Here is a 24,605-nt window from a genome sequence, read left to right on the forward strand (position 1 = left end):
AAAGATATACTTACATAAACGCTTATATCCTTCAAGGATTTGTCTGACACTGCTGTTGGGGTGGCGTGTCCGCCCCCGTCAGTCCCCGTCAGTCCCCGTCAGTCCCTGTCGTCGCGCTCCCGGCCCCGATCTCGCGACTCCAGCTCCTGCATCCGCTCCGCGGCGCGGCGCAGCCGGTCCTTGCGCGTCTCCTGGTCGGCCTCCTTGATCTCCTCGAAGAGCTCCTCGTCCTCGTCGGAGTACTTCAGCAGCATGCGCGGCACCGACAGCGTCACGATCAACGACGGCCACACGATCCACGCGTTGCTGACGTCGAACACGAATTGCAGCAGCAGGAAGGTCACCAGGGTCACGCCCAGGATCGCCCCGTCGATGCTCTGCACCAGGTTCCCCCGCTTACGCAGGCTCTCCACCTCCGCGGCCTCCGGGTCGCGCGCGGCGAGACCCGTCTCGGTGGCAGGATCCAGCGCCGCGTCCTGCCCCGGTACCGCGACAGCGGTGCCCTCGGCGTCGAAGGGCAGACCACCGGGCAGGTCGTCGAACAGGCCACGCAGTTCCCCGAGGGTACGGGCGGCGGCCACGGCGCCGGAACGCTCGTTGAACTCGGAGTCGTCCAACCGGCCGTCGGCGAAGTGCGCCCCCAGCACGCTCATCGCGTGGATCCGGTCGTTGTCGCTGAGCCTCAACCTGTCCGTACCGTCGGCACTGTTCATGTGGTCAGGCTACCAATACGTGCGAAGCCCTAAGGTGTGCAGGCACAATGTGAGTTATGCAGGAACGTTGGGACCACCGAGCCGACCTCGCCGAGCAGGCCATCACCGAGCGCCACGGCGGGCGGCTCTGGGGCGTGCCGCGAACCAACCTCGCCGTCGTCGCCTGGCCGCCGACCACGCGCGACAAGCTGTACTACCGCTGGCACTACTGGTGGCAGGCCCACTACATCGACTGCCAGGTGGACGCCGCGCAGCGCCGCAACACCCGGCTGCGCCTCAGCTTCATCCGCCGCACCATCCGCGGCATGCGCATCCGCAACTTCGGGCGGCTCACCCGCAACATCTACTACGACGACAAGGCGTGGCTCGCCCTCGCGCTGGAGCGTGTGGAGAACCTCGAGCGCTACGGCAAGGTCCGCTACCGCAGCGCCCTGGAGGCCGACATCCTCGACGGCGTCGACAGCCTCACCGGCGTGATGCCGTGGCGCGAGGGGGAGACGTTCTACAACGTGCCCACCAACGGCCCCGTCGCGATCCTCGCCGCCCGGACCGGACGCATCGAGCTCGCCGAGCAGCTCATCGACTGGGTCCACGCCAACCTGATCAACACCGACGGTCTGGTGATGGACGGCATCAAGATGAAGCTCTCCGGCCCGGAGAACGTCACCGAGATCCACGCCTACTGCCAGGGCGTGATGATCGGGGCGAACCTGGAGCTCGCCCGCGCCCAACGCCGCGCCGCAGGCATCGCCATGGACGCCGTCGACCCGATCGGCACCCAGGCGCTCACCCGCGTGCACCGCCTGGTCGAGGCCGTCTCCCAGCACATGACCACCCCGAACTGGTCGCTGGACTGGAAGGCCCGCGGCGGCGACAACGGGCTGTTCAAGGGGATCCTCGCGCGCTACCTCGCCCTGGTCGCCACGTCGCTGCCCGGTGACGACCGCTCCAGCGCGGCGACGCGGCGGCTCGCCCGCCGGATCGTCCTGCGCTCGGCGGAGTCGGTGTGGCGCTACCGGTTGGAGATCGACGGGCTGCCGGTGTTCCCCGCATCCTGGGGTGGGGACGCGGTGCTGCCGCAGGCGGGCGGACTGATGGGGGCGGCCCTGTCGGGGTCCGCCGCGGCGGCGGAAATCCCGGAACGTGACCTGTCGGTCCAGCTCTCGGGGTGGATGCTCATGGAGGCGGCAGCCACCGTCACCCACGACGGCTACTGACGGACGCCGCGGTGGCGGTGTGGGCCGCGGCCCGGTGGGGCCGGGCAACTGACAGATTCGCCCGGGCACGGCATACTTGAGGGAAGAACGCCGACCCGCTCGTCGAACCCACACGGAGGAACACCCATGCCCATCGCAACACCCGCCGTCTACCGCGACATGCTGGACAAGGCCAAGGAGGGCGGCTTCGCCTACCCGGCCATCAACTGCACCTCGTCGGAGACCATCAACGCCGCCCTCAAGGGCTTCGCCGACGCGGAGTCGGACGGCATCATCCAGTTCTCCACGGGTGGCGCGGAGTTCGGTTCCGGGCTCGGCGTGAAGAACATGGTCGCCGGTGCCGAGGCCCTGGCGCACTTCGCCCACCACGCCGCCAAGCACTACGGCATCAACGTCGCGCTGCACACCGACCACTGCCAGAAGGAGAAGCTCGACACCTACGTGCGCCCGCTGGTGGAGATCTCCCGCAAGCGCGTCGAGGCCGGCGAGAACCCGCTGTTCCAGTCGCACATGTGGGACGGCTCGGCCGTGCCGATCGACGAGAACCTCGAGATCGCCAAGGACCTGCTGCCCAAGTGCGCCGCGGCGAACATCATCCTGGAGATCGAGATCGGCGTGGTCGGCGGCGAGGAGGACGGTGTCGAGGCCAAGGCCGGCGACAACCTGTACACCACCGCCGAGGACTTCGAGAAGACCGTCGACGCCATCGGCGCCGGTGACCAGGGGCAGCGTTACCTGCTGGCCGCCACCTTCGGCAACGTGCACGGCGTGTACAAGCCCGGCAACGTGAAGCTGCGTCCGGAGGTCCTGGACATGGGCCAGAAGACCGCGGCGAAGAAGCTCGGCCTGTCCGAGGACGCACAGCCCTTCGACTTCGTCTTCCACGGCGGCTCCGGCTCCGAGAAGGAGAAGATCGAGGAGGCCCTGCGCTACGGCGTGGTGAAGATGAACGTCGACACCGACACCCAGTACGCCTTCACCCGCCCGATCGCCGGCCACATGCTCTCCAACTACGACGGCGTGCTGAAGATCGACGGCGAGGTCGGCAACAAGAAGGTCTACGACCCCCGCTCCTTCATGAAGAAGGCCGAGGCCGCCATGACCGAGCGCATCATCGAGGCCTGCAACGACCTGCACTCCGTCGGCACCACGGTGTCCAAGTAATGGCGGAGCAGATCCGTAAGGGACGCGACCTCTTCGGTGCCGAGCACCCGGAGGTGCGTCTGCCCGCCGAGCTCGCCACCGCCGTGACCGGCTCGGAGTCGCTCGAGGAGCTCGAGACCCTCGCCGTGGCGAACCCGAAGGACTCGGGCGTGTGGGCCGCGTTGGCCGCCTACCACCTGTCCCAGGGGGCCGACGGGGGTGCGGGCACCGAGCGGGTCACCGCCTACGCCTGCGCGCGTACCGGCTACCACCGTGGGTTGGACGCCCTGCGCACCAACGGCTGGCGGGGCACCGGCCCGGTGCCGTGGTCGCACGGTCCGAACCGTGGCGTGCTGCGCGCGATCATGATGCTCGCGACCGCCGCCCGCGCGATCGGCGAGGAGGACGAGTACATCCGCTGCCTCAACCTCGTCAACGACTGCGACCCGGGTGCCGCGGACGCCATGTCCGCCGGGAACGCAGGGGAGTAGTCACCGCTGCGTCCCGTCCTGCGCGTCGTCTCCGTCGCTGCCGTCGTCGCCCTCGTCTGTGCCTTTCTCGGGTGCCTGACGTGGGCGTCGACGCCGTTGTGGCGCATCACCGCAGCGCTTCCCGACCGTCTGGCGTGGTTCGTCCCGGCTGCGCAGGCGGTCTTCATGGTGGGCGTGGCCGGCGCGGTGTTGTGCACGCTCGTGGTGTGCTGGCTGGGGTGGCGTCGGCGTTCGCCCTGGCCACCGGTGGTCGCCGCGGCCCTCGCCGTGGCCGTGGTGGTGCCCGTCGGCGTGGTGACCACGCAGGCAGGTTCCGGTGGGTCGGGAAATACGGGGGACACGGGGGATACGCTGCGTGTGATGGCGCTGAACACCTATTTCAACGGCGCGGACGACGCCTCGATCGTGGCGCAGACCCGCCGCCTGGACCCGGACGTCCTGATCCTGTCGGAGACAGCGCCGGACGAGGTCGCCGCCGTGGAACGCGGCACGGGGCTGGTCGCCACCGCGCCGGTGCGCGACACCGGAGGTGCGTCCGGCACTGCCGTCCTCGTCCGGCAGGACGCCGCGACGTCGGCGGGTACCGTCACCGCCGACCTGGGGCTGACCGGCCACCAGACCCCGTCCGTGCAACTCGTCGGACAGATGAGCACCGAGGTGGTCGGCGTGCACACCCGGCCGCCGGCGTACAGCGACCTCATCGGTGGCTGGTCGCGTGACCTCGGGACGCTGCGCGAGGAGTTCGCCGGCTCGGAGTCACCGGTGGTGCTGGCGGGCGACTTCAACGCCACCGTCGCCCACCCGGAGTTCCGCGACCTCCTCGACACCGCGGGGCTGACGGACTGCGGTGGCGGGCTCACCGCCCCGACGTGGCCCCACCGGTTCCCGCTGGTGCGCATCGACCACATCCTCGTGCGGGACGCCACCTGTACCGACGGCGGTACCGTGCAGGTCGACGGCACCGACCACCGTGGCGTGTGGGCGGACGTGACGTTCTGACGTTCGCAGCGTCCTGACCTGTCCTGGCCTGCTACCGCGGCGCGGCGAAGAGCCGGGCGACCCAGGCGTCGCGTGCCTTCAGGGCGTCCCGGCTGACCGCGGCGTCCGGCACGATCATCGCCGAGCCGTGGAAGGCGCCTGCCCAGACGTGCAGTTCGGCCTGCACACCGGCGGCCCACAGCGCGGAGGCGTAGGCCACGTTCTCGTCGCGGAAGACCTCGGCGGTCCCGCAGTCGATGAACGCCGGCGGCAGCCCGGCCAGACCGTCCGGCTGCTCCGCCGCCCGGGCCGGGGCACAGTGGGCGGGAACGTCGGCTCCCCCACGTGCCTCACCGAGCAGGCAGGACCAGCCGAAGTTGTTGTCGCCGCGGTCCCAGACGCCCGTCCCGTCGATCTGACACGCCGAGGTGCTGGAGTCGCGGTCGTCGAGCATCGGGCTCATGAGGATCTGACCGAGCAGGTCCGGGCCCCGCCGGTCACGGGCGAGAAGGGCGGTGCCGGCCGCGAGCCCGCCGCCGGCGCTGGTACCGCCGACGAGGATGCGGTCGGGGTCCACGTCCAGTTCCGCGGCGTTGGCGTGCATCCACACCAGCCCGGCGTAGGCGTCCTCGACCGGGGTCGGAGCCAGGTGCTCGGGGGCGAGGCGGTAGTCGGGGGTGAGCAGCACGGCGTCGTGCTCCAGGACCCAGGGTGCCATGAACTCCACGGCGTCCAGGCGCCGTCCGCTGACCATGCCACCGCCGTGGAGGAAGTAGATCCCGGGACCGGCCGCACGCTCACCGCGTCCCGCCCGGCTGACCACCGTGGCGGGGAGCTCGGCGCCGTCGTGGCCGGGCACGGTGATCTCGCGGGTGACCAGGCCCAGTCCGTGGAGGTGCTCCAGGGTCTGTGCGGTGCGGTCCCGCGAGCGCATGGCGGGCAGGTCCTCGACACCCAGCTGCGGCGGGGTCATCTGGCGGATCACCTCCAGGGTGGGGAGGAGTTCCTGGTCGAAGGGCGGGTGGGAAGGACGCGATGCAGGACGCGATGTGGTCATGGTGTCCACTCTGCCACCGGGTGCGGCGCGGCGCGGTGTCAGCCTCCGGTGAGTCCGCCGAAGAGCAGCGACACCATCATCGCCACGATCACGGTGTTGAAGATGAAGGCCAGCAGGACGTGGCTGCGCAACTTGCGCCACATCGCCTGCGACGTGGCCCGTGCCGGGGCGCCGACGGCCATGGTCGAGACCATGACCGAGAAGGTCAGGTAGTCGGCGAAGCGGGGTTCCTCGGGGAAGTCGAACTTCACGTGGGGCGGCTCGTCCGGCTCCTGCAGGACGCTGACCTGCATGTAGTCCAGGGCGAAGGAGTAGACCATCAGCGCCCACGAGCTGGCGACCGTGGCGAGGCCCAGCAGGACGACCACCGGGTCCTCCCGGGCACCCGGGGACAGGGCGATGGCCACGGTGACGACCACCGCCATCGTCGCCGCGGCCGCCGTCCAGTCCGTCGGGCCGGTGAGCCCGGAGAATTTTCCTGTCCAGCTGCGCCGGGCGCGGGAGTCCCGGGCGGCGACGTCGCGGACGGCCGCCGTGTCGGCGTGTGCGTACACGCGGTGCGTCCACCAGAGGTAGTAGGCGGTGAAGGACAGCCAGTAGACCAGGAAGAACACGATCGGCGGGGCGATCGTCCAGCCGGACGTCGCGGTGCCGGTGGTCAGCAGGGCGATGCCGACCCCTGCCGCCGCGGTGAGCAGGGCGAGGGCGGTGCTGACGTTGGCGCGGAAGAGGTCGCTGCGGATCCGGTGCCCGGTGCGTGAGGTTTTCTCGGCGGCCATGCGCGCCAGTGTAGACAGGCGCGGGCACGGGGTTGCGGTGCTGGCAGTTTCCGCGGACTCCATGATCTGCGAAAACTGTTTATGCTGGCCCTGGGGGCTTGGGTCACCTTCATTGCCGCACGGTGCGAAGGTGGGACGACAGAACCCCGAAGTTAAACCGGAACGGCATATCGCCGTTGCGTCAACTAGGAGTTGACGTTAACTATCAATGGGGGGTTGGCAATAGTTTGAAACGAACTACTGTAATCAAGGAGCTCGGGAAGGGATGGTGGCGATGACCACGTTCACGGTGACCGCGGAGCGCGGAACGGGCCCGGTGTGGGTGCTTGAGTGCCCCGAGGTCGGGGCGGTCTCCCAGACCCGTCGGCTCGGGAACGCCGCCGATGAGATGCGCGAGGCCATTTCCTACCTGTCAGGGTTGGCCCCCTCGGAGGTCGACATCGTCGTCGAGCCCATTCTGCCCGGTGAGGTAAGCGAACTGAAGGCTCGCGCGGACTCGCTGCGACAGCAGGCGGATGAAGCCAACGAGCATGCGGCGCGGGCGAACCGGGCCGTCGTCTCCCGGCTGAGGCAGGACGGCTACTCGCTGCGCGACATCGGGATCATCCTGGGGGTATCGCACCAGCGGGTCGCGGCCCTCGCCGCCTGATCCGCGCGTGGCGTCAGTGCGCCTCCTGCGTGCCCTTCGGGGTGACCAGGAAGACCGCGGTACCGACCACGACCATGATCACCCCGCCGATGAGTCCGGCGACCTGCAGGGAGTCGGTGAAGGCTTCGGCCGCACTCGTGGCCAGTGAGGGCAACTGCGCCTCCTCGGCGATGTGCATCGCCGCGCCCAGCGACTCCCCGGCCGGGTCGACCAGGGCGGACGGCAGGCCGAGCCCGGCGGCCAGGGAGGTCAGGTGGTCGCGGAACACCAGCGCCGAGACGCTGCCGAGCACCGTGATGCCCAGGACCGCGCCCAGCTCGTAGGACGCCTCCTCCAGCGCCCCGGCGTTGCCCGACTTCTCCTCCGGTGAGCCACCCATGATCATCGCCGAGGCGATGGCCAGTGACCCGACCCCGGCACCGACGAAGAGCATCGCCACCAGGATCGTGGCGTAGGTGACCTCGCCGGGGGCCACGCCGACGTAGAGCAGCCCGACCCCGGCGAGGACCAGTCCGCCGGCGAGCACGGCGCGTGAGCCGAGGCGTCGGCTCAGCGGGGGAGCGGCGATGGACGACAGTGCCGCGGCCACGGCGACGGGGATGAGTTTCACGCCGGTCTGGATCGGTGAGTCGCCGTCGACCAGCTGCATCCACTGGGCGAGCAGCAGCAGGGCGGCGATCATCGCGAAGGTGGAGCCCAGCGCGGCGATGATGCCGGCGGTGAAGGCCCTGTTGCGGAACAGGCGCAGCTCCAGCAGCGGGGAGTCGCTGCGCAGGCAGCGCACGGTGAACCAAGCGAGGATCGCGACCGCGGCGGCGAAGGCGGCCAGCGCGCCGGGCACGGCGAAGGACGCCTCCTTGCCGAACTCCTTGACCGACCACACCAGCAGCACCATGCCGACCATGGACTGCACCGCCGCGAAGACGTCCCAGCGTCCGGGGTTGGCCACGGTGGACTCGGGCAGCAGGAAGTAACCGGCCACGATGGCGATGCCCATCAGCGGGACGTTGACCAGGAAGGCGGCGTGCCAGCTGAAGTGTTCGAGCAGGACGCCACCGACCAGCGGGCCGAAGGCGGCACCGAGGCCGGAGACCGCGGCCCAGATGCTCAGGGCGGTGGCGCGTTCCTTGAGGTCGGTGAAGATCACGCGGATCATCGACAGGGTCTGCGGCATGATCATCGCGCCGCCGACGCCGAGGAAGGCGCGGATCGCGATGATCTGCCCGGCACTGTCGGCGACGACGACGAGCAGGGAGGCGATGATGAAGAAGCTGTAGCCGAGCATCAGCATCTTCTTGCGTCCCCAGCGGTCGGCCACCGCCGACCAGGACACCAGCAGTCCGGCCAGGACGAGGGAGTAGACGTCCACGATCCACAGCTGCTGGGTGGAGGTCGGCTGCAGTTCGGCGGCCATCTCCGGCAGGGCGATGTTGAGGATGGTCATGTCCATGGTGATCACCAGCAGGCTGGCGGTGAGCACGGCGGTGGCCGCCCAGCGGGCTGTGCGCGACATGCCGTCCGAGGGGTGGGACGGTGCCGGCGGGGAGGACGGTGCGGTCACGGGGTGGGCTCCTGGGTGTCGGGCATGGCGAGCAGGGCGGTGAGTACGGCGGTGATGGACGAGGTGTCGGTTGCCCCGTCGTGCAGGGCGGCGTGCACGGTCAGCCCGTCGACGTAGGCGACGGCGGCCGCGGCGCGCGGGCGTCCGAAGCGTCCTGCGAGAAGGTCGGTGAGCTGGTCGGACCACTGCAGGGCGAGGGTGCGCAGCGAGGGGTCGGTCATCGCGGTGCTGGTCATGGCGAGGCTGGCGTGGACCCGGCGGGGGTCCGCGAGGAAGTCGTGCAGGATCCCGGCGCAGCGGGCGATGGTCTCCTCCACCGCTCCGGAGTCGTCGAGGGTCTCGAGGATCCCGGCGACCTCGGCCAGGGCCTCGTCGTTCTCGTCGGCGAGGGCCTGCAGCGCCTCGTCGCGCAGGTCGTCGATGGAGGCGAAGTACTGGGTGGTGGAGCCCACGGCGACGTGCGCGCGGGCGGCGACGGCGCGGTGGGTCAGGCAGGACGCCCCGGCGTCGCAGATGAGTTCGGCGGCGGCGTCGAGGATCGCCGCGCGGCGTCCGGCGGGGTCGCGTTTGCCTGGTGTGGGCACGGTTCGGGGCCTTCCTGTTGATGTACAGATGTACATGTACATGTGTACATCACGTGGGGGTGAACCGCCAGCGACGCGTGCCACAATGGACCCCATGACGGACAGCCGGAAGCAACGTGAGAGGCGGGCACGCGAACGCCCCCGGGCCCGGGCGCGCGCCGGGGTGAAGGCCGCGGCGGAGTCGCTGCGCCGCTTCGCCGTCGTCGAACGCGTCAACCGCATGCGCGGCAGCTCCGTCTTCGCCCTGCAGTGCGCCGTCTCCGCCGGGCTGGCCTTCTTCATCGCCCACAACATCATCGGCCACGAACAACCCTTCTTCGCCCCCATCGCCGCGGTCATCAGCCTCGGCGCCTACGGAGGCAAACGCGCCCGCCGCGGCCTGGAGATCGTGCTCGGCGTGTCCGTCGGCATCGGCATCGGTGACCTGGTGATATCCCAGATCGGGGAGGGTGCCTGGCAGATCACCGTGGCCGTCTTCGTGGCCATGCTGCTCGCCGTCTTCGTGGACAAGGGCGTGCTCGTGGCGAACCAGGCCGCCAGCTCCGCGGTGCTGGTCGCCACGCTCATCCCGCCGGGCGACCAGGCCGGCTGGGAGCGCATGGTCGACGCCCTGATCGGCGGGCTCGTGGGCCTGGTCGTCGTCGCCGTGATCCCCAACAGCCCGCTACGCACGGCCCGCCGCGAGGTCGCCCACCTGATCAGCAAGGCCGCCCTGGTGCTCGACGACGTGGCCCAGGGCATCGAGGAACGCGACGTGGACCTCATCGAGGAGGCCCTGGTCACCGCCCGCAGCACCCAGGCCGGGGTCAACGAGCTGATGACCTCCGTCGGCGGCGGCGACGAGGTGGTCAACATCTCGCCGTTGTACTGGTCGGCGCGAAGATACACCCGCTCGATGAACCGCATCCTCACCCCGGTCGACAACGTGATGCGCAACTCGCGCGTGCTCGCCCGACGTGCCGAGATCATGGTCGGCGACGGCGTGGTGCCGGACCCGGAGATGGCACGCCTGCTCCGCGACCTCTCCGACGCCCTCGGCCACCTCGGCACCGTCTACGCCTCCGGCGGCACCCGCGGCACCCGCCAGGAGATGGTCGAGATCCCCGAGATCACCCGCCGCCTGCAGGTGCTGGCCGGACGCGCCGACCTGAGCGTCGCCGACGGATCGAGCCTGTCCGGCACGGTGGTGCTCGCCCAGTGCCGCTCGATCATCGTGGACTCCCTGCAGATCTGCGGCATGTCCCGGGAGTCGGCGATGTCCGTGCTGCGCCCCACCGTGGACGACCCGCGCTTCCCGCCGGAGGTGTGGGGCGAGGGCCCCGAGGGCGCGCCGGGGGACTGAGCGCAACTGTGCCGGCACAGAGCTGGACCTGTGCCGGACGGTGCGCCGCGTTCCTCGGATACAGTGTGGGTATGGCAACAACCGCGCTGTCCGACATCACCGTCAAAAGGTGGGCCGACCTGGACACCACCGAGGTCTACGCGATCGCCCGCCTGCGCTCCGAGGTCTTCCTGCGCGAGCAGAAGGTCGAGGACGAGGAGCTCGACTGGCGTGACCTGGACGACGGCACCCTGCACATCTTCATCAGCAACGGCCGCGAGGTCGTGTCCTACCTGCGTACCCTCGCCGTGCCCGCCCTGTGGGACGTCCCCGGCACCGCCGTGGTGCGCCGGGTGCTCGGAAGGGTGGCGACCGACCCGCGCTTCCGCGGCCGTGGCCTGTCCGGCCAGCTGGTCGCCCGGGCGGTGGAGCTGCACTCCGGTGAGCCGATCGTGCTGCACGCCCAGACCTACATCACCGGCCTCTACGCCAAGCACGGCTTCGAGGTCTACGGCGAGGAGTACGACGAGGGCGGCATCCCGCACCTGTCGATGGTGCGTCCCGCCTGAGAATCAGCGCCGGAAATCAGCGCCGGACGAACTGACCGTCGCGCAGGTGCCGGTAGAACGTCACCTTCGACGTGGTCCGCGGGTGCGCAACCCCGTCGCGCACCACCGTGAGCTCCACGCCCCCGGCCTGCAGTGCACGCCCGGACAGCACCGCGTCCGGGTCGACCTCGCCGAGGTCCGCCGGACGGCGGAACAGGCGACGCCGCGGCGTGACCGCGGCCGCCGCGTCGTCCCACACCGACGGGGTGAGCAGGCGCGTGGCGGCCAGCCCCGGGGCGTCCACCGTGGGCACCAGTCGGGCGCCGAACGCGCCGGCCCGGCCGTCCCAGCGCCGTGAGCCGGTGTTGGCGAACAGGGTCTGCGAGTCCACGATGATCTCGCCGACCATCTCCTCACCGGCGCGGAAGATCTCCGCCGAGCCCAGGGTGACGATGCCGGAGTCGTCGCGCACCACCGCGGTGGGGCGCACCGACGCGGTCATCGCGAAGTTCAACGCCGCCACCGTCGGACCATTGTCCGCCGGCGCGTCCCCTCGTGTGTCCCCTGTACCCAGCTGCCAGTTCTGCGCCACCACCGACGTGCCCACCGGCACGAACCCGACCGCGATCCACATCGCGTCGATGCGCATCAGCCGGGTGACCACCGCGGCGAGCGCCGCGTCCGACCCGACCACCACGACGCGCACCGGACGGTCCGGACGCTGCGGGGCGAACTGCGGTGCCCCCTGGTGGGGGACGTCCGGCGCGGCGGCGATCTCGTCGAGCCCCGGCGTGTCGTCCACCGGCAGGTGCGCGGCGGCGAGGTCGTCGAGCAGACGCAGGTCGCGGCGTCCCGGCACGTCGGGCAGGGTGACGGCGTCGGCGACCACCGCGCCGACGAGATCGGCGGCGCGGGGTCCGCACGCGAGCACAACGGTCGTCATGGTGACCAAGGGTACGTGACCGGCTACACTGTTCAGTTGGTCAACACAAGATAAACCGGAACGGAAAGCGACGGCAGGTCTCATGACAGCAATCATCGTGGTCGGAGCGCAGTGGGGCGACGAAGGTAAGGGCAAGGCCACCGACATCCTCGGCGGCCGGGTCGACTACGTGGTCAAGCCCAACGGCGGCAACAACGCCGGCCACACCGTCGTCGTCGGAGGGGAGAAGTACGAGCTCAAGCTCCTGCCCGCCGGGGTGCTCAGCGAGAACGCCGTGCCCGTGATCGGCAACGGCTGCGTGGTGAACCTCGAGGCCCTGTTCGAGGAGATCGACGGACTCGTCGCCCGCGGTGCCGACGCCTCCCGCCTGCGTGTCAGCGCCAACGCCCAGCTCGTCGCGCCCTACCACCAGGTGCTGGACAAGGTCTCCGAGCGCTTCCTCGGCAAGCGCGCCATCGGCACCACCGGCCGTGGCATCGGGCCGTCCTACGCTGACAAGGTCTCGCGCATCGGCATCCGCGCCCAGGACCTGCTCGACGAGTCCATCCTGCGGCAGAAGGTCGAGGGGGCGCTGAGCCAGAAGAACCAGATGCTGGTGAAGCTGTACAACCGCAAGGCCATCGACGCCGACGAGATCGTGGACTACTTCCTCAGCTACGCCGAGCGTCTGACCCCGATGCTCATCGACGCCGAGCTGGAGCTCAACCAGGCGCTCGACGAGGGCAAGTCCGTGCTCATGGAGGGCGGCCAGGCCACGATGCTCGACGTCGACCACGGCACGTACCCCTTCGTCACCTCGTCGAACCCCACCGCCGGCGGCGCGTGCGTGGGCTCGGGCATCGGCCCGACGCGCATCACCAGCTCCCTGGGCATCATCAAGGCCTACACCACCCGTGTGGGTGCCGGCCCGTTCCCCACCGAGCTCTTCGACAAGTGGGGCGAGTACCTGCAGACCACCGGCGGTGAGATCGGCGTGAACACCGGCCGTAAGCGCCGCTGCGGCTGGTACGACTCCGTCATCGCCCGTTACGCCTCCCGGGTCAACGGCTTCACCGACCTGTTCGTCACCAAGCTCGACGTGCTCACCGGCATCGGTGAGATCCCGATCTGCGTGGCCTACGACGTCGACGGTGTGCGCCACGACGAGATGCCGATGAGCCAGACCGACGTGCACCACGCCACGCCGATCTACGAGACCATGCCCGCCTGGGACGAGGACATCTCCGGCGCCCGCACCTTCGCCGACCTGCCCGCCAAGGCGCAGGACTACCTCAACCGGCTCGAGGAGCTCTCCGGCTGCCGGATCTCCTACGTGGGTGTCGGCCCGGGTCGCGACGAGACCATCGTGATCAACGACGTCCTGGCCTGATGGGGTCCCGCGTGTGGCCGTCGATCCCGGAGCGTTTCACCGCCGGCGACGGCCGCGAGATGCGTCTGGTGACCGCGCAGGACGCCGCGGCGATCGAGGCCGCGTTGCCGGAAGGCCAGCGCGCGGAGACCTTCCACTTCTTCACCGTGCGACCCTTCCCGTTGGCCGAGTTCATCGCGGACCCCGCCAAGCGCACCTACGCGTTGTGGTCCGGTGAGCAGCCTGCTGACCGGCCGCTGGCCTGCACCACCGTGTACAACACCGACGAGGACGCCGGCTCGGTGATGCTCGGCTACACCTGGGTCATGCCGGATGCCCGGGGACGCGGTGGCGCGGCGAACCGCGACCTCAAGTCCGCGATGTACCGCGTCCTCGGCGAGGCAGGGGTGCGTGAGGTGTGGTTCCGTGCGGACGTGGAGAACCTGCGTTCCTGCCGCTCGATGGAGAAGAACGGCGCCGAGCGGATGCACGAGGAGGACGCCCCGCGCGTGTACCCCGACCGGACCTCGCGTTCGGTGTTCTACCGCCGACGCCTGTCCTCGTAGTGGCTGCTCAGGTGGGCGATCTGGGTGACCTGCATACTCAGGTCGGGGAGGTCCTCGCCCTCATCGAGGACGGTGAGGTCACCGGCTACGGGGAGATCGCCACGGCGCTCGGACTGCCCCGAGGTGCCCGCGCGGTGGCACGCGTGCTCGCCGGAGGAGATTTCGGCTGGGACCTGGCCGCCCCGGTGATCCCGGTGGGCACGGTGCGCGGTGGACGCGGCAAGGCCAAGCACTTCGTGGTCCCGGAGATGGGGGAGGGCCCTGACTCCCGCTCGGCCGGTCTGGCCCGACGCGCGGTGTCCTTCACCCACGACGGCGACAGCCTGCTCATCCCCACCAGCCAGTGCCTCGACGCCGAGGAGATCGCCGAACGCCTCTCCTCGTCTCCCTCGCGCTGATTGACTCCGTACTGACGTCACCCTGACTTGTATTGGCTCGGCGATGTCACCTGACTCATGCCCCAGGTCAGGAAACAGCCGATTCTTGACCTGGGGCATGAGTCAGATGACATGGGGGCTGGTGCAGCAGCTTCACGGCTGGTCAGGCCCACGGGTCGATGAGGATCTTGCCGCGCCCGAAACCACTGCCGCCACCGCCAACACCACCGCCCCCCAGCACCCCGGGCAGTCCGTCCAGCCCGGTCTCCACGGAGACGGGGGTGTGCAGCAGGCCGCGTCGCTGCAGGTCGAAGACCGGGGTGAACAGCTCGGGGAGGAGGTGGCGCGGATGGGAGTGCACGGTGTCGCGTAGGCGGAGCATCTCCACGCGGGTTCCGCGTCGTCCGTCGAAGCAGTCCATGGGCAGCGGTTCACCGGAGAGCAGTCCGTAGAGCACCAGGGTGCCTCCGGGGGCCAGGGCGTCGACCAGGTCGGTGCCGAGAGACCCGCCGATGCAGTCGAGGATCACGTCCGGCCCGCCGGACGTCCCGAACCGCGACCGTAGCTGCGTGCGCCAGTCGGGCTCGGCGGTGCTGACCAGGCCGGACCACCGTTCGGGGTCGGCGACGGTGCTGCCCGGTGTGCCGCGCACCAGTCCGACCGGGCGCAGCGACGTCCACTCGGTCAGCAGCTCGGCCAGGTGCCCGGCGATGGCGGATGTCGCTGCGGTGACCAGTACGGAGGAGGCTCCCGCGCAGTGTCGTGTCACCAGCATGGAGGCGGTCAGCGGGTTGATGTAGGAGAAGCAGGCGGTGCGGTCGGACAGGTCCTCCGGCACCGGCACGCACCAGGAGTGCTCCACGGAGCGGCGTTGCTGCCAGCAGCCGGGCCCACCCAGCGGCAGGACGCGGCGTCCGACGAGGTCCCGCAGGTGGGAAGGTACGTCGCGCCCCACGGCCTCGACGACGCCGACGCCCTCGAAACCGGGGACCATCGGGAAGGTGGTGCGTGAGGCGTACGCCCCGGAGACCGTCACGGCGTCGGACGGGTTGACGGTGGTGGCGGTCATCCGGATGGTCAGCTCGGTGGGGCCGGGCGGGCCGGGCCCGGCGACGGTGTCCACGGTGACGACCTCGTCGAGCGGTCCCGGGCGGTCGGCGACTGCTGCTCTCATGGGGTGGCAGTCTAGTCTGCGGTGGCGGGGGTGGTTCACCACCCCAATGCTTACGGCGGTGATACGCATCACCATAGAATGGGTCGGCATGACCCTCGGCTTCCTCTTCTTCCGTCCTTGTGCAGGTGACAGCTACCGTCCCGACGAGGATCTCGTCGCCGAGGCGCACAGGATCCACGAGGAACTCGGCGACGACATGAGCGCCACCACCCACCCGGAGGCGTTCCGCCGCGGTGGTGGGGACCCGCACCCGGGGCGTCCTGCGCCGCGGTCGGTGGCGGCCCTGGCGGCGTGGGTGGACGAGCACTGCGACTTCGGCGGCGTGGGGGTCGCCGGGGTCGACTCCTTCACGGTGCTGGAGTACCCGGTGGTGCCGGCGAACGACGTGCTGCACGTGGTGCTGCCGTTCTCCGAGGCGGCGACCACGGGCCCCGTGCTCCAGGACAAGGCCTGTGAACTGGGGTTGTGCATGGTCGACGACATGGAGCAGATCTGGGTGAACCCGACCGGGGTGGACCGTGGGCTGCGGATGCGCTCGTCGGTGGGCACGGTGACGTTGCACGTGGACGCCGGCAGCGTGCACGCCACGCTCGCCGCGGACGCCGACCGGCGGGAGCGTTCCGACGACGGCATCCCCTACGTGGTCGTGGAGTCGGGGTTGGCCGGCGGGAAGTCGGCGTTGGAGGCGTCCGCGGTCGGGCACGTCACCTTCGTGCAGGCCGCCCGCCTGGGCAACGGCTGGGTGGTGGAGTACCGGACGCGGCGGTCTCACTTCCGGCGGCACGCCGGGGACCTGGCGTCGGTGGTGCAGGACGTCGCGGCGTTCGCCGACGGCGACGCGTCCTTCCTCTCCCTCGGGTGGGACGACGCCACGGCGGAGACGGTGCAGCGGTGAGTGCGCGGGACGCCCCGACGCGGGTCGTCGCCGACGTGGACACCGGTATCGACGACGCGTTGGCGCTGGTGTGGTTGGCCTCGAAGCATCGGTCGGGTGCCATTGATCTGCAGGTCACGACGTCGGCGGGCAACACCACCGCGGCGCTGGCGGCGCGGAACTCGCTCGAAGTGCTGCGGGTCGCCGGGGCGTCGGACGTGCCGGTCGTGGCGGGCGCGCAGGCGCCGCGGGTGCTGCCGCTGACGACCACGCCGGAGACGCACGGCCCGGAGGGGTTGGGGTACTGGACGCCGCATGTGCTGAACGTGCCGGACGCGTCGGACGCTGCGACGGCGGTGGCGGCGTGGCGGCGTGCCGCCCCGGACCACCTGCTGGTGGCGGGGCCGGCGACGAACCTGGCCTATGCGGTGGAGCACGCCCCGGAGGTGCTGCGTGGCACGCAGGTGACGCTGATGTGCGGGGCGTTCACCTACCCGGGTAATACGACTCCCACGGCGGAGTGGAACTCGTGGGTCGACCCGCACGCGTTGTCCTTCGCGCTGGAGAACTGGCCGGAGGGGGCGGTGCCGCCGGTGATCTGCCCGTTGAACGTGACCGAGCAGGTGCTGTTGACCCCGGAGCGTCTGGAGGCGATGCTTGCCGGGTTTGCCGGTGAGCTGCCGGACCTGCTGCGCGACGCACTGCGGTTCTACTTCGAGTTCCACGAGTCGGTGGGTGTCGGCTACCTCGCGCAGATCCACGACCTGGCCGCGGCGATGGTGATGCTGGGGGAGGTCGGGGCGGACTTCCGGGCGGCGACGGTCGCCGTGGAGGCGGAGTCGGCGCTGCTGCGCGGCACGACCGTCGCCGACTGGATGGACGGCGGCGCGGCGGGCACAGAAGACACGGCGGTGGGACCGTACTGGGGACGTCCGGCGAATGCCCGCGTCCTCACCGGACTGGACCCGGACGAGGTGTCCGCCCGGTTCGCCTCTGCGCTCACGGTCACAGGTACCAGGAGATGACGAGGTCGCCGAAGAACCCGAAGAGCACGCCCCAGGCGATGATCGCGACGCCCTGGAACAGGTAGACGGCCCGCTTGTCCGCGCCCAGGGCCACCAGCGTGGGGCCGGTGATCTGGCTGGCCAGGATGATCGGCCCCAGCAGGGAGACGCCGGGCACGCCGAGTTTCTCGACGTAGCGGGCGATCTTCCGCTGGCGGTTGCTCGTTGTCTTTTCGCCACCGCGCCTCGAGGTGGTGGCACGGCGGGCACGGGCGGCCAGGGCGATCAGGGCGAAGGTGGAGAGTACGTTGCCCAGCACAGCGGTGGCGACGACGGCGGCCGACGGTTCGATCCCCAGGGCCACGCCGAGGAAACTGCCCAGGTAGGACTCGATGAAGGGCACTGCACCGGCGAGCAGGATCACGAGGAACTGCTGCCAGGGCTCCACCGAGGCGGCGTACTCCGCGAAGCGTTGGAAGAGGTCTGCGATGGTGTCGGAAATCATGCCCCCGATTCTGCTGGCGGTGACTTCCCCCAGGTAGGGCCACCTGTCAGGGATGCGACTGACGGATGTCATCGCCGAGCAGGTCCTGGGTGGGCCGAATACGCTGCGGGAGGGGGACCTCGGACGGTAGTTTGATCCTCAAAGCACAACAGTGTGACCGTGGCCACCGCACGGTGGTCCCGGGAGCCGACGCGAGAGCCGAGAGACCAGGAGAGCCACCGTGCCAGTCGCGAGTCCCTACCCCCGCATCGACGTGCCCGACATCAGCGTCTACGACCAGGTCTTCGGGACCCTCGCACCCGGCGACGAGGAGCGTCCGGCCGTCACGGACTCCGCCACCGGCGTAACCGTGAGCTACGGTGAGCTGCGCCAGCAGGTCGACCTCTTCGCCGGGGCGCTGGCCGCCCGCGGGGTGGGGGTGGGAGACGTCGTCGCCCTGCACTGCCCGAACACCCACGCCTTCGTCGTGGCCTTCCACGGCATCCTGCGCGCCGGGGCGACGGTGACCACCGTCGGTTCGCTGAACACCGCCGAGGACGTGGCCAAGCAGGTCACCATCGCCGGGGCGTCCCTGCTGTTCACCGTCGAGATGCTCGGCCCCAACGGCGCCGACGGCGCCCGAAAGGCAGGGCTGTCGGACGAAGCGATCGTCGACCTCACCGACGGCACGCAGGGCCTGGCGGCGATGCTGCAGCAGGGCCACCCGGCCCCGGAGGTGACGATCGACCCGGCGTCCCACGTGGCCGTCCTGCCGTTCTCCTCGGGCACCACCGGTGTGCCCAAGGGCGTGCGGCTGAGCCACACCAACCTCGTGGCCAACATCCTGCAGACCCTGCCGCAGCTCACCGAGAACGGGCAGGACCGCAACTCCTCGGTGATGGCCGTGCTGCCGTTCTTCCACATCTACGGGATGAACACGGTGCTCAACACCACGCTGGCCAACCGGGCGCACCTGGTGACCATGCCCTCGTTCGACCTGAAGACCTTCCTGGAGCTGCACCAGGCGCACGGCATCGACTTCTCCTTCGTGGCCCCGCCGATCGCCGTGGTGCTGGCGAAGCACCCGCTGGTCGACGACTACGACCTGGACAAGCTCAAGACCCTGCTCTCCGGCGCGGCCGCCCTGGACCACGCGCTCGCCGCGGCGGTGCAGGAGCGTCTCAGCGTCACGGTGGTGCAGGGCTACGGGATGACCGAGACCTCCCCGGTGACCCACACCGGCATCCGTGGCACCACCCCGTTGGAGTCCATCGGCCTGCCGGTGGCGAACACCGAGTGCAAGGTCGTGGACCTCACCGACGAGGCCCTCGGCGAGATCCTGCCGCCCGGCAACGCGGGCGAGAAGTCCGACTCCGGTGAGATGTGGGTCCGTGGCCCGCAGATCATGCTCGGCTACCTCGACAACGAGGAGGCCACACAGAACACCCTCGTCGGCGACGGCTGGCTGCGCACCGGTGACGTGGTGGAGTACGACCACGAGGGCAACGTGTACGTGGTCGACCGGGCCAAGGAACTGATCAAGTACAAGGGCTACCAGGTCGCCCCGGCGGAGCTCGAGGCGTTGCTGATGACGCACGAGGACGTCGCCGACGCCGCGGTCGTCGGTTTCATCCGTGAGGAGGACGGCGAGGAGCTGCCGCGCGCCTTCGTCGTCGCCCAGGTGCACGACGGGGAGCCGGTCACGGTGGACAAGGACGCCTTGATCGCGTGGGTCGCCGAGCAGGTCGCCCCGTACAAGAAGATCCGCATGGTGGAGGTCGTCGACGAGATCCCGAAGTCCGGCACCGGCAAGATCCTGCGCAAGGACCTGCGCGGGGTGCCGGTCAGCGGGTAGCGGCGTCCCCGCTCCGGCACACGGTGCGGGACTCGGGCCCGTTCGTGAACGCAGCATCGTATAACCTGGGGAAAAACTCAGTGAACCACTGTTCAACCGGCAGTGGCGCAGATGCCGACGGCGGTCCGCCCGCCGGGGACAGGAGCGAACGATGGCACTGATCTACCTCGTGCGTCACGGCCAGGCCGGCGCAGGGATGTCCGGTTACGGCGGTGCCGGTGACGAACGCTCGGTGCAGAGCCGGTACGACGGGCTGACCGACCTGGGACGACGCCAGGCGGCGACGGTGGGCGAGGCCCTGGCCCGTCGTCTCGACGGTGGCCCACGCTTGCCGGTGATCTGCGGCCCGCTGCACCGCCAGCACGACACGGCCGCCGCCGTCGCCCGGGCGCTGGACGGTACCGAACCGGCCGCCGAACCTGTCACCGACACAGCGTGGAAGGAGCTCGACTCCGACTCCGTCGTCGTGCCGTGGCTGCGTCGCAACCCGGAGACCGCCGCGCGGTTGAAGGCGGCGACGGGGCACGATGAGGACGCACCGGACGCCGCCCCGGTGATGCGCGAGGTGCTCGCCGGCGCGATCGGGGAGTGGGTCGGCGGGGAGAGCTTCCGCCAGTTCCGGGCCACGGTGCTCAGCGGACTGACCCGCGCCGCAGCATCCGCACGCCAGGACGGTGGTGCGGTGGTCGCCACGTCCGCCGGGGTGATCGCCACCTGCACCGCGGCGGTGTCAGGCCTGTCGCGTCAGGTCGTCCCGCCGCTGATGGGGCGGGTGTACAACGCCTCGGTGACGGTGATCAAGGTCACCGACGAGCCGCGGGACCCGCGGGCGGGTTACGTGGGGGCGGAGCTGGTGTCGTTCAACGAGTACGCGCACCTGGACCGCACCGACGCCACCGGCGCCCGTCCGGAACTCACGCTGCTGTAGTGGACGCGACACCGCTCGCCGAGCAGCTGAGTACCCGTATCGTCGACGACCTGCGGCGCAACGGTGCCGTGGAGGGCACCCGCCTGGTGGAGCGCAACCTGGCCGGGCAACTGGGGGTGTCGCGCACGCCGGTGCGTGCCGCGCTGGCGCTGCTCGTGGAGGCCGGGACGGTGCGACGCGACGGCCGCGGCCACGTCCTCGCGCAGCTTCCGCCCGCCGGGCAGGACGCGGGGCCGGAGGAGGCCGCCTACCTCGCGATCGCCGGCGACCGGCTCGACGGGGAGCTGGGCGAGCAGGTGACCGAGAACGCGCTGATGCGACGCTACGGCCTGGGCGCCGGGCAGCTGCAGCAGGTGCTGCGCCGCATCGCGTCCGAGGGGTGGGCCGAACCCGCGCCGGGCTACGGGTGGCGCTTCCGCGAGGTGCTGACCTCGTCGGACGCCTACCGGCAGAGCCACCGCTTCCGGCTGATCGTGGAGCCCGCCGCCTTGCTGGAGCCCGGCTACCGGGTGGACGTCGCCGAACTCACGGCGCGCCGCGCCGAGCAGGTCGCCCTGGCCGACGGGCGTGCGGCGCAGGTGAGCGTACCGGAGCTGTTCGACCTGAACTCCCGCTTCCACGAGGTGCTCGTCGCCGGCGCGCACAACCCCTTCCTCGTGGACTCGGTGGCGCGGGTCAACCGGCTGCGCCGCCTGCAGGAGTACCGCAGGACGCTGCGTCCGGCGCGCGCGCAGGTGCGCTGCGCCGAGCACGTCGCGATCGCCGACCTGGTGCTGGACGGACGCCTCTCCGAGGCGTCCGCCCTGCTCGGTGAGCATCTCGGCGGGGTCGCGGAGGAGAAGGGGAGGTAGGGACGTCTACCGGTCGTTGGGCCGGTCGCCCAGCTGTGCGGTGACCGCCGCGGCGAACTCCGCGGTGCCCAGCGTTCCGCCGAGGTCACCGGTGCGGGTGGCGGGGTCGTCGAGGACGGCGTCGACGGCGGTGGTGAGTTCGGCGGCCGCGGCGCTCAACGCCGGCCGGTGCTTCTTGTTCCCGTACCAGTCGAGCAGCATCGCAGCCGACAGGATCAGGGAGGTGGGGTTGGCGATGCCGCGGTCCTGGATGTCGGGGGCGGAGCCGTGCTGCGCCTGGGCGACGGCGATGTCCGCGCCCACGTTCAACGAGCCGGCGAGGCCGAGGCTGCCGGAGAGCTCCGAGGCCTCGTCGGACAGGATGTCGCCGAACATGTTGGTGGTGACCAGCACATCGAACTCCTGCGGGCGGCGGATGAGGTGCGCGGCCGCGGCGTCGACGATCAGCTCCTCCAGCTCCACGTCCGGGTAGTCGGCGGCGACCGCGCGGACCTCGCGCAGGAACAGGCCGTCGGTGAGTTTCAGGACGTTGGCCTTGTGCACCGCGGTGACCTTGCCGCGGCGGGTGCGGGCCAGGTCGAAGGCGGCGCGGGCGACCTGACGGCTGGCGTGGGCGGTGATCTTGCGCAGGCTGAAGGCGGAGTCCTCGTCGGGCATGAACTCGCCGCCGCCGGCGGCCATGTTGCGGTCGGCGTAGAAGCCCTCGGTGTTCTCCCGCACGATCACCAGGTCCATCGGGTCGCGCAGCACGGACAGCTGCGCCAGGCCGGGGCGGGTGCGGCACGGCCGCAGGTTGGAGTAGAGGTCGAAGGTGGTGCGCAGGGCCCCGGAGGGGTTGACGCCGCCCTCGGACGCCGGCGGGTAGTCGTAGTGGGACACCGGGCCGAGGATCACGCCGTCGACCTGCGGGACGCGCTCGAGGACGCGGGGCGGCAGGGTGGTGCCCTCGGCGGCGAGGGAGGCCAGGCCGACGGTGTCCTGCTCGACCTGCAGGCCCAGGTCGCGGGTGGTGTCGAGGTGGTGCAGGACGTCGAGGGTGGCGGTGGTGATCTCCGGGCCGATGCCGTCGCCCGGGAGTGTCAGGATTCTCATGGTTGGTACTTTACATGAGTGAAAAACCAAACGGAGCGGCGGCGGGTTCCGTTCCCCGCGGTCACTACCGTGAGGGCACTGCCTTCCCGTCCAGCACCTTCCGTACCTGCACAGCCAGGGCGAGGCCGTTCAGCGGGCCGTCGAAGCGTGAACCGTTGACGTACACGACCGGTTCGGAGCCCACGTCGGCGTCCTCCAGGTCGAGGTTGTCGTCGTCGACCCGGCTCACGTCGACCTGGCGGGAGATCCTCTCCTCGAACTCCTCCACGTCCAGACCGATGGTCGTGGCAGACTCCCGCACGGCGTCGTTGTCGATCTCGCCACGGACCTTGGTCAGTTCGTCGTGCATGTCCCAGAAACGTCCCTGCGCCCCGGCCGCCTCGAGCGCGAGCGCCGCGGTCAGCGACGCGTCCGACGTCGTGTGGTGACGCAGCACGAGCTGGAGCTCGTCACCGTACTTGCGGTGCACGTCGAGCAGCGCGTCGGCGGTGTCGTGCCGGTAGGTGAGGTTCATCGCGGCGTAGACGACGATGCTCGCCGGGGCGTCCTTCGGGCCACGCACGTGGTCGCCCTCCGGCGAGACCGCCCTGGTGAGCGAGGTGCCGGCGGGCACCGGCAGCGGCCGGGCGCGGTCGCCGAGGCGGAACACCACCCAGGCGAGGAGCAGTGCGATGGCGGACGCCAGCAGCACGCCCACGCGCGCCTGGTCGGCGTGCGTCTCGTCGGGGATCGCCAGGCCCACGACCAGCAGCGAGATGGTGAAGCCCATGCCCGAGAGCACACCGGCGCCGGCGATGCGGGGCAGGTCGAGACCGGGCAGCCTGGCCGACGGGATGAACCGCAGGACGAGGAAGGACGCCACGGTGATGCCGACGGCCTTGCCGACGACGAGGCCGAGCACCACGCCCCAGGTCAGCTTCGAGGTGAAGGCGTCTCCCAAGGCGTCCGAACTCAGCGCCACGCCCGCGTTGGCCAGCGCGAACAGCGGCACCACCAGGAAGTTCACGTACGGCGGCAGGACGTCCGACAACCGCTGGTTCAGCGGCACGGTGTAGGCGACCACCGAGCGGACGTTGCGGGCGATGTCGGGCTGCGGCGCCTGCCGGAAAAGGTGGAACGCCGTGGACGCCATCGCCATGTCCGACCGGCGCGGAGGGTAGACCGGGAGCAGCAGGGCGATCAGCACACCGGCCAACGTGGCGTGCACGCCGCCGGTGAAGAAGCACGCCCAGGTGTACACGCCGAGCACGGCGTAGGGCAGGACCCGCCAGATGTGCGCGCGCTGCAGGAACCAGATGCCGACCAGGCCCAGGAGGCCCAGCAGCAACGCCCCCACGTTCAGCTCGTCGGTGTAGAACACGGCGATGACCGACAGTGCGCCGATGTCGTCCACCACGGCCAGGGCCAGCAGGAAGATCCGCAGGCGCGGCGCATTGCGCGGCCCGATCAGGGCCAGCATGCCGAGGGCGAAGGCGGTGTCGGTGGAGATCACCGACCCCCAGGCTGACGAGTAGTCCTCGCCGTGGGTGACGGCCAGGAAGATCAGGGCCGGCACGATCAGCCCGCCGACCGCGGCGACGACGGGGAGGATCGCCCGCTCCCGCGTGCGCAGTTCGCCGAGGGTGAGTTCACGGCGGACGTCGAGTCCGACCATGAGGAAGAAGAAGGCCATGAGGCCCTCGTCGACCCAGTCACTGAACTCGAGGTTGAAGGAGAAGTTCCCGACGGTGAACCCCACCTCCGTGCCCCACACGGTGTCGTAGCTGGTGCCGACGTTGGCCCAGACCAACGCGGCGACGGTCGCGGCGACGAGGGCGAAGGCCGCGTAGGTCTTGTTGTTGAGTGCGCGGCGGACGCGGACCTTTCGGCGCAGGTTCCGGGGGTACTCGGGCACGGCGGTCGTCTCCTTCTCCGGGGGGGGATGGTCGTGATCGGCCCCGCGGCAGGCGGGCGGGGAGAATCCTACGCCGCGCGGCGCTCCCGTGATCGGGTCTGCGACGCCGGTCATGAGCCGGGGTTTTCCGGCATTAGCGCGGTGAATTTCGCCGGGACGGGCCGATCGGGGAAA

Annotated in this window: 25 protein-coding genes; 15 read left to right on the plus strand and 10 right to left on the minus strand. The window is 70.4% G+C overall.

Features of this window, described 5'->3' with window-relative positions:
• Positions 1-98 precede the first annotated feature (98 nt).
• Positions 99-713: a DUF1707 SHOCT-like domain-containing protein gene (locus ACT3S3_RS12455; protein WP_441579333.1), complete on the minus strand. Its 615-nt coding sequence runs from the start codon at positions 711-713 to the stop codon at positions 99-101.
• Between the two features lie 56 nt (positions 714-769).
• Between ACT3S3_RS12455 and ACT3S3_RS12460 the strand changes: the two genes are divergently transcribed.
• The 4 genes from ACT3S3_RS12460 (at position 770) to ACT3S3_RS12475 (ending at position 4,563) form a co-directional block, all read left to right on the plus strand.
• Positions 770-1,930 carry a glycoside hydrolase family 76 protein gene (locus ACT3S3_RS12460; RefSeq protein ID WP_444626853.1) on the plus strand — a complete coding sequence of 387 codons (1,161 nt, stop codon included), beginning with the start codon at positions 770-772 and terminating at the stop codon, positions 1,928-1,930.
• 126 nt (positions 1,931-2,056) lie between these two features.
• Positions 2,057-3,094, plus strand: a complete 1,038-nt coding sequence (gene fbaA / locus ACT3S3_RS12465) for a class II fructose-bisphosphate aldolase (protein ID WP_441579334.1) — start codon at positions 2,057-2,059, stop codon at positions 3,092-3,094.
• Positions 3,094-3,564 (plus strand): DUF3151 domain-containing protein, encoded by a 471-nt coding sequence (locus ACT3S3_RS12470; protein WP_301444168.1) that lies wholly within the window; start codon positions 3,094-3,096, stop codon positions 3,562-3,564. The genes fbaA and ACT3S3_RS12470 overlap by 1 nt, the downstream gene beginning before the upstream one ends.
• Positions 3,565-3,660: 96 nt before the next feature.
• Complete coding sequence (locus ACT3S3_RS12475) at positions 3,661-4,563, plus strand: endonuclease/exonuclease/phosphatase family protein (protein ID WP_441579335.1); 903 nt, start codon at positions 3,661-3,663, stop codon at positions 4,561-4,563.
• A 31-nt stretch (positions 4,564-4,594) separates the two neighbouring features.
• Here ACT3S3_RS12475 and ACT3S3_RS12480 read toward each other — a convergent pair whose 3' ends face one another.
• Both ACT3S3_RS12480 and ACT3S3_RS12485 read right to left on the minus strand, forming a co-directional pair.
• On the minus strand, positions 4,595-5,599 hold the full coding sequence (locus tag ACT3S3_RS12480; protein ID WP_441579336.1) for an alpha/beta hydrolase: 1,005 nt from the start codon (positions 5,597-5,599) through the stop codon (positions 4,595-4,597).
• Between the two features lie 38 nt (positions 5,600-5,637).
• A complete protein-coding gene (locus tag ACT3S3_RS12485) occupies positions 5,638-6,378 on the minus strand; it encodes a DUF1345 domain-containing protein (RefSeq protein WP_444615098.1) in 741 nt (246 codons plus the stop codon).
• Between the two features lie 274 nt (positions 6,379-6,652).
• On the opposite strand from ACT3S3_RS12485, the gene ACT3S3_RS12490 reads away from it, so the two are divergent.
• Entirely contained in the window at positions 6,653-7,027 is a 375-nt protein-coding gene (locus ACT3S3_RS12490) for a hypothetical protein (protein WP_441579338.1), read from the plus strand.
• Between the two features lie 13 nt (positions 7,028-7,040).
• Here the strand turns inward: ACT3S3_RS12490 and ACT3S3_RS12495 are convergent, their stop codons facing one another.
• Complete coding sequence (locus tag ACT3S3_RS12495; RefSeq protein WP_441579339.1) at positions 7,041-8,588, minus strand: MFS transporter; 1,548 nt, start codon at positions 8,586-8,588, stop codon at positions 7,041-7,043.
• Positions 8,585-9,172, minus strand: coding sequence for a TetR/AcrR family transcriptional regulator (locus ACT3S3_RS12500; protein ID WP_441579340.1), 588 nt, complete (start codon positions 9,170-9,172; stop codon positions 8,585-8,587). Before ACT3S3_RS12500 ends, ACT3S3_RS12495 begins: the two co-directional genes overlap by 4 nt.
• A 94-nt stretch (positions 9,173-9,266) precedes the next feature.
• Here ACT3S3_RS12500 and ACT3S3_RS12505 point away from each other — a divergent pair, with 94 nt between their 5' ends.
• Both ACT3S3_RS12505 and ACT3S3_RS12510 read left to right on the plus strand, forming a co-directional pair.
• Positions 9,267-10,514 carry an FUSC family protein gene (locus ACT3S3_RS12505; protein ID WP_301443124.1) on the plus strand — a complete coding sequence of 416 codons (1,248 nt, stop codon included), beginning with the start codon at positions 9,267-9,269 and terminating at the stop codon, positions 10,512-10,514.
• A gap of 71 nt (positions 10,515-10,585) precedes the next feature.
• Positions 10,586-11,062 (plus strand): GNAT family N-acetyltransferase, encoded by a 477-nt coding sequence (locus ACT3S3_RS12510; protein WP_301443125.1) that lies wholly within the window; start codon positions 10,586-10,588, stop codon positions 11,060-11,062.
• Between the two features lie 16 nt (positions 11,063-11,078).
• On the opposite strand, the gene ACT3S3_RS12515 is transcribed toward ACT3S3_RS12510, so the two are convergent.
• The gene (locus ACT3S3_RS12515) at positions 11,079-11,984 is read right to left on the minus strand and encodes a hypothetical protein (protein ID WP_441579341.1); all 906 of its coding nucleotides are present in this window, start codon (positions 11,982-11,984) and stop codon (positions 11,079-11,081) included.
• An 82-nt stretch (positions 11,985-12,066) separates the two neighbouring features.
• Here ACT3S3_RS12515 and ACT3S3_RS12520 point away from each other — a divergent pair, with 82 nt between their 5' ends.
• The 3 genes from ACT3S3_RS12520 to ACT3S3_RS12530 are packed head-to-tail and all read left to right on the plus strand — an operon-like array spanning position 12,067 to position 14,296.
• Positions 12,067-13,353: an adenylosuccinate synthase gene (locus tag ACT3S3_RS12520; RefSeq protein WP_444615100.1), complete on the plus strand. Its 1,287-nt coding sequence runs from the start codon at positions 12,067-12,069 to the stop codon at positions 13,351-13,353.
• Complete coding sequence (locus ACT3S3_RS12525; protein ID WP_441579343.1) at positions 13,353-13,898, plus strand: GNAT family N-acetyltransferase; 546 nt, start codon at positions 13,353-13,355, stop codon at positions 13,896-13,898. The genes ACT3S3_RS12520 and ACT3S3_RS12525 overlap by 1 nt, the downstream gene beginning before the upstream one ends.
• Complete coding sequence (locus ACT3S3_RS12530; protein ID WP_444626856.1) at positions 13,898-14,296, plus strand: MGMT family protein; 399 nt, start codon at positions 13,898-13,900, stop codon at positions 14,294-14,296. Before ACT3S3_RS12525 ends, ACT3S3_RS12530 begins: the two co-directional genes overlap by 1 nt.
• A gap of 142 nt (positions 14,297-14,438) precedes the next feature.
• Here the strand turns inward: ACT3S3_RS12530 and ACT3S3_RS12535 are convergent, their stop codons facing one another.
• A complete protein-coding gene (locus ACT3S3_RS12535) occupies positions 14,439-15,449 on the minus strand; it encodes a zinc-dependent alcohol dehydrogenase family protein (protein ID WP_441579345.1) in 1,011 nt (336 codons plus the stop codon).
• Positions 15,450-15,537: 88 nt separating this feature from the next.
• Here ACT3S3_RS12535 and ACT3S3_RS12540 point away from each other — a divergent pair, with 88 nt between their 5' ends.
• Together ACT3S3_RS12540 and ACT3S3_RS12545 are read left to right on the plus strand one after the other, a co-directional pair.
• Positions 15,538-16,344: a hypothetical protein gene (locus ACT3S3_RS12540; protein ID WP_444626858.1), complete on the plus strand. Its 807-nt coding sequence runs from the start codon at positions 15,538-15,540 to the stop codon at positions 16,342-16,344.
• Positions 16,308-17,348 (plus strand): nucleoside hydrolase, encoded by a 1,041-nt coding sequence (locus ACT3S3_RS12545; protein WP_444626859.1) that lies wholly within the window; start codon positions 16,308-16,310, stop codon positions 17,346-17,348. Before ACT3S3_RS12540 ends, ACT3S3_RS12545 begins: the two co-directional genes overlap by 37 nt.
• Here ACT3S3_RS12545 and ACT3S3_RS12550 read toward each other — a convergent pair.
• Positions 17,329-17,832: a hypothetical protein gene (locus tag ACT3S3_RS12550; RefSeq protein ID WP_301442681.1), complete on the minus strand. Its 504-nt coding sequence runs from the start codon at positions 17,830-17,832 to the stop codon at positions 17,329-17,331. The two genes, ACT3S3_RS12545 and ACT3S3_RS12550, sit on opposite strands and share 20 nt — an antisense overlap.
• A gap of 220 nt (positions 17,833-18,052) precedes the next feature.
• Between ACT3S3_RS12550 and ACT3S3_RS12555 the strand changes: the two genes are divergently transcribed.
• From ACT3S3_RS12555 to ACT3S3_RS12565, 3 genes are all read left to right on the plus strand, one after another.
• Positions 18,053-19,666, plus strand: a complete 1,614-nt coding sequence (locus ACT3S3_RS12555; RefSeq protein ID WP_441579347.1) for an AMP-binding protein — start codon at positions 18,053-18,055, stop codon at positions 19,664-19,666.
• Positions 19,667-19,817: 151 nt separating this feature from the next.
• Positions 19,818-20,594 (plus strand): histidine phosphatase family protein, encoded by a 777-nt coding sequence (locus tag ACT3S3_RS12560; RefSeq protein ID WP_301442683.1) that lies wholly within the window; start codon positions 19,818-19,820, stop codon positions 20,592-20,594.
• On the plus strand, positions 20,594-21,445 hold the full coding sequence (locus tag ACT3S3_RS12565; RefSeq protein ID WP_441579348.1) for a GntR family transcriptional regulator: 852 nt from the start codon (positions 20,594-20,596) through the stop codon (positions 21,443-21,445). The genes ACT3S3_RS12560 and ACT3S3_RS12565 overlap by 1 nt, the downstream gene beginning before the upstream one ends.
• Before the next feature lie 6 nt (positions 21,446-21,451).
• On the opposite strand, the gene ACT3S3_RS12570 is transcribed toward ACT3S3_RS12565, so the two are convergent.
• Both ACT3S3_RS12570 and nhaA read right to left on the minus strand, forming a co-directional pair.
• On the minus strand, positions 21,452-22,537 hold the full coding sequence (locus ACT3S3_RS12570) for an isocitrate/isopropylmalate dehydrogenase family protein (protein WP_301442685.1): 1,086 nt from the start codon (positions 22,535-22,537) through the stop codon (positions 21,452-21,454).
• A 64-nt stretch (positions 22,538-22,601) separates the two neighbouring features.
• Positions 22,602-24,431 (minus strand): Na+/H+ antiporter NhaA, encoded by a 1,830-nt coding sequence (gene nhaA / locus ACT3S3_RS12575; RefSeq protein WP_441588331.1) that lies wholly within the window; start codon positions 24,429-24,431, stop codon positions 22,602-22,604.
• Positions 24,432-24,605 lie beyond the last annotated feature (174 nt).

This window comes from Corynebacterium sp. AOP40-4SA-5 (assembly GCF_052377355.1).
Classification (GTDB): domain Bacteria; phylum Actinomycetota; class Actinomycetes; order Mycobacteriales; family Mycobacteriaceae; genus Corynebacterium.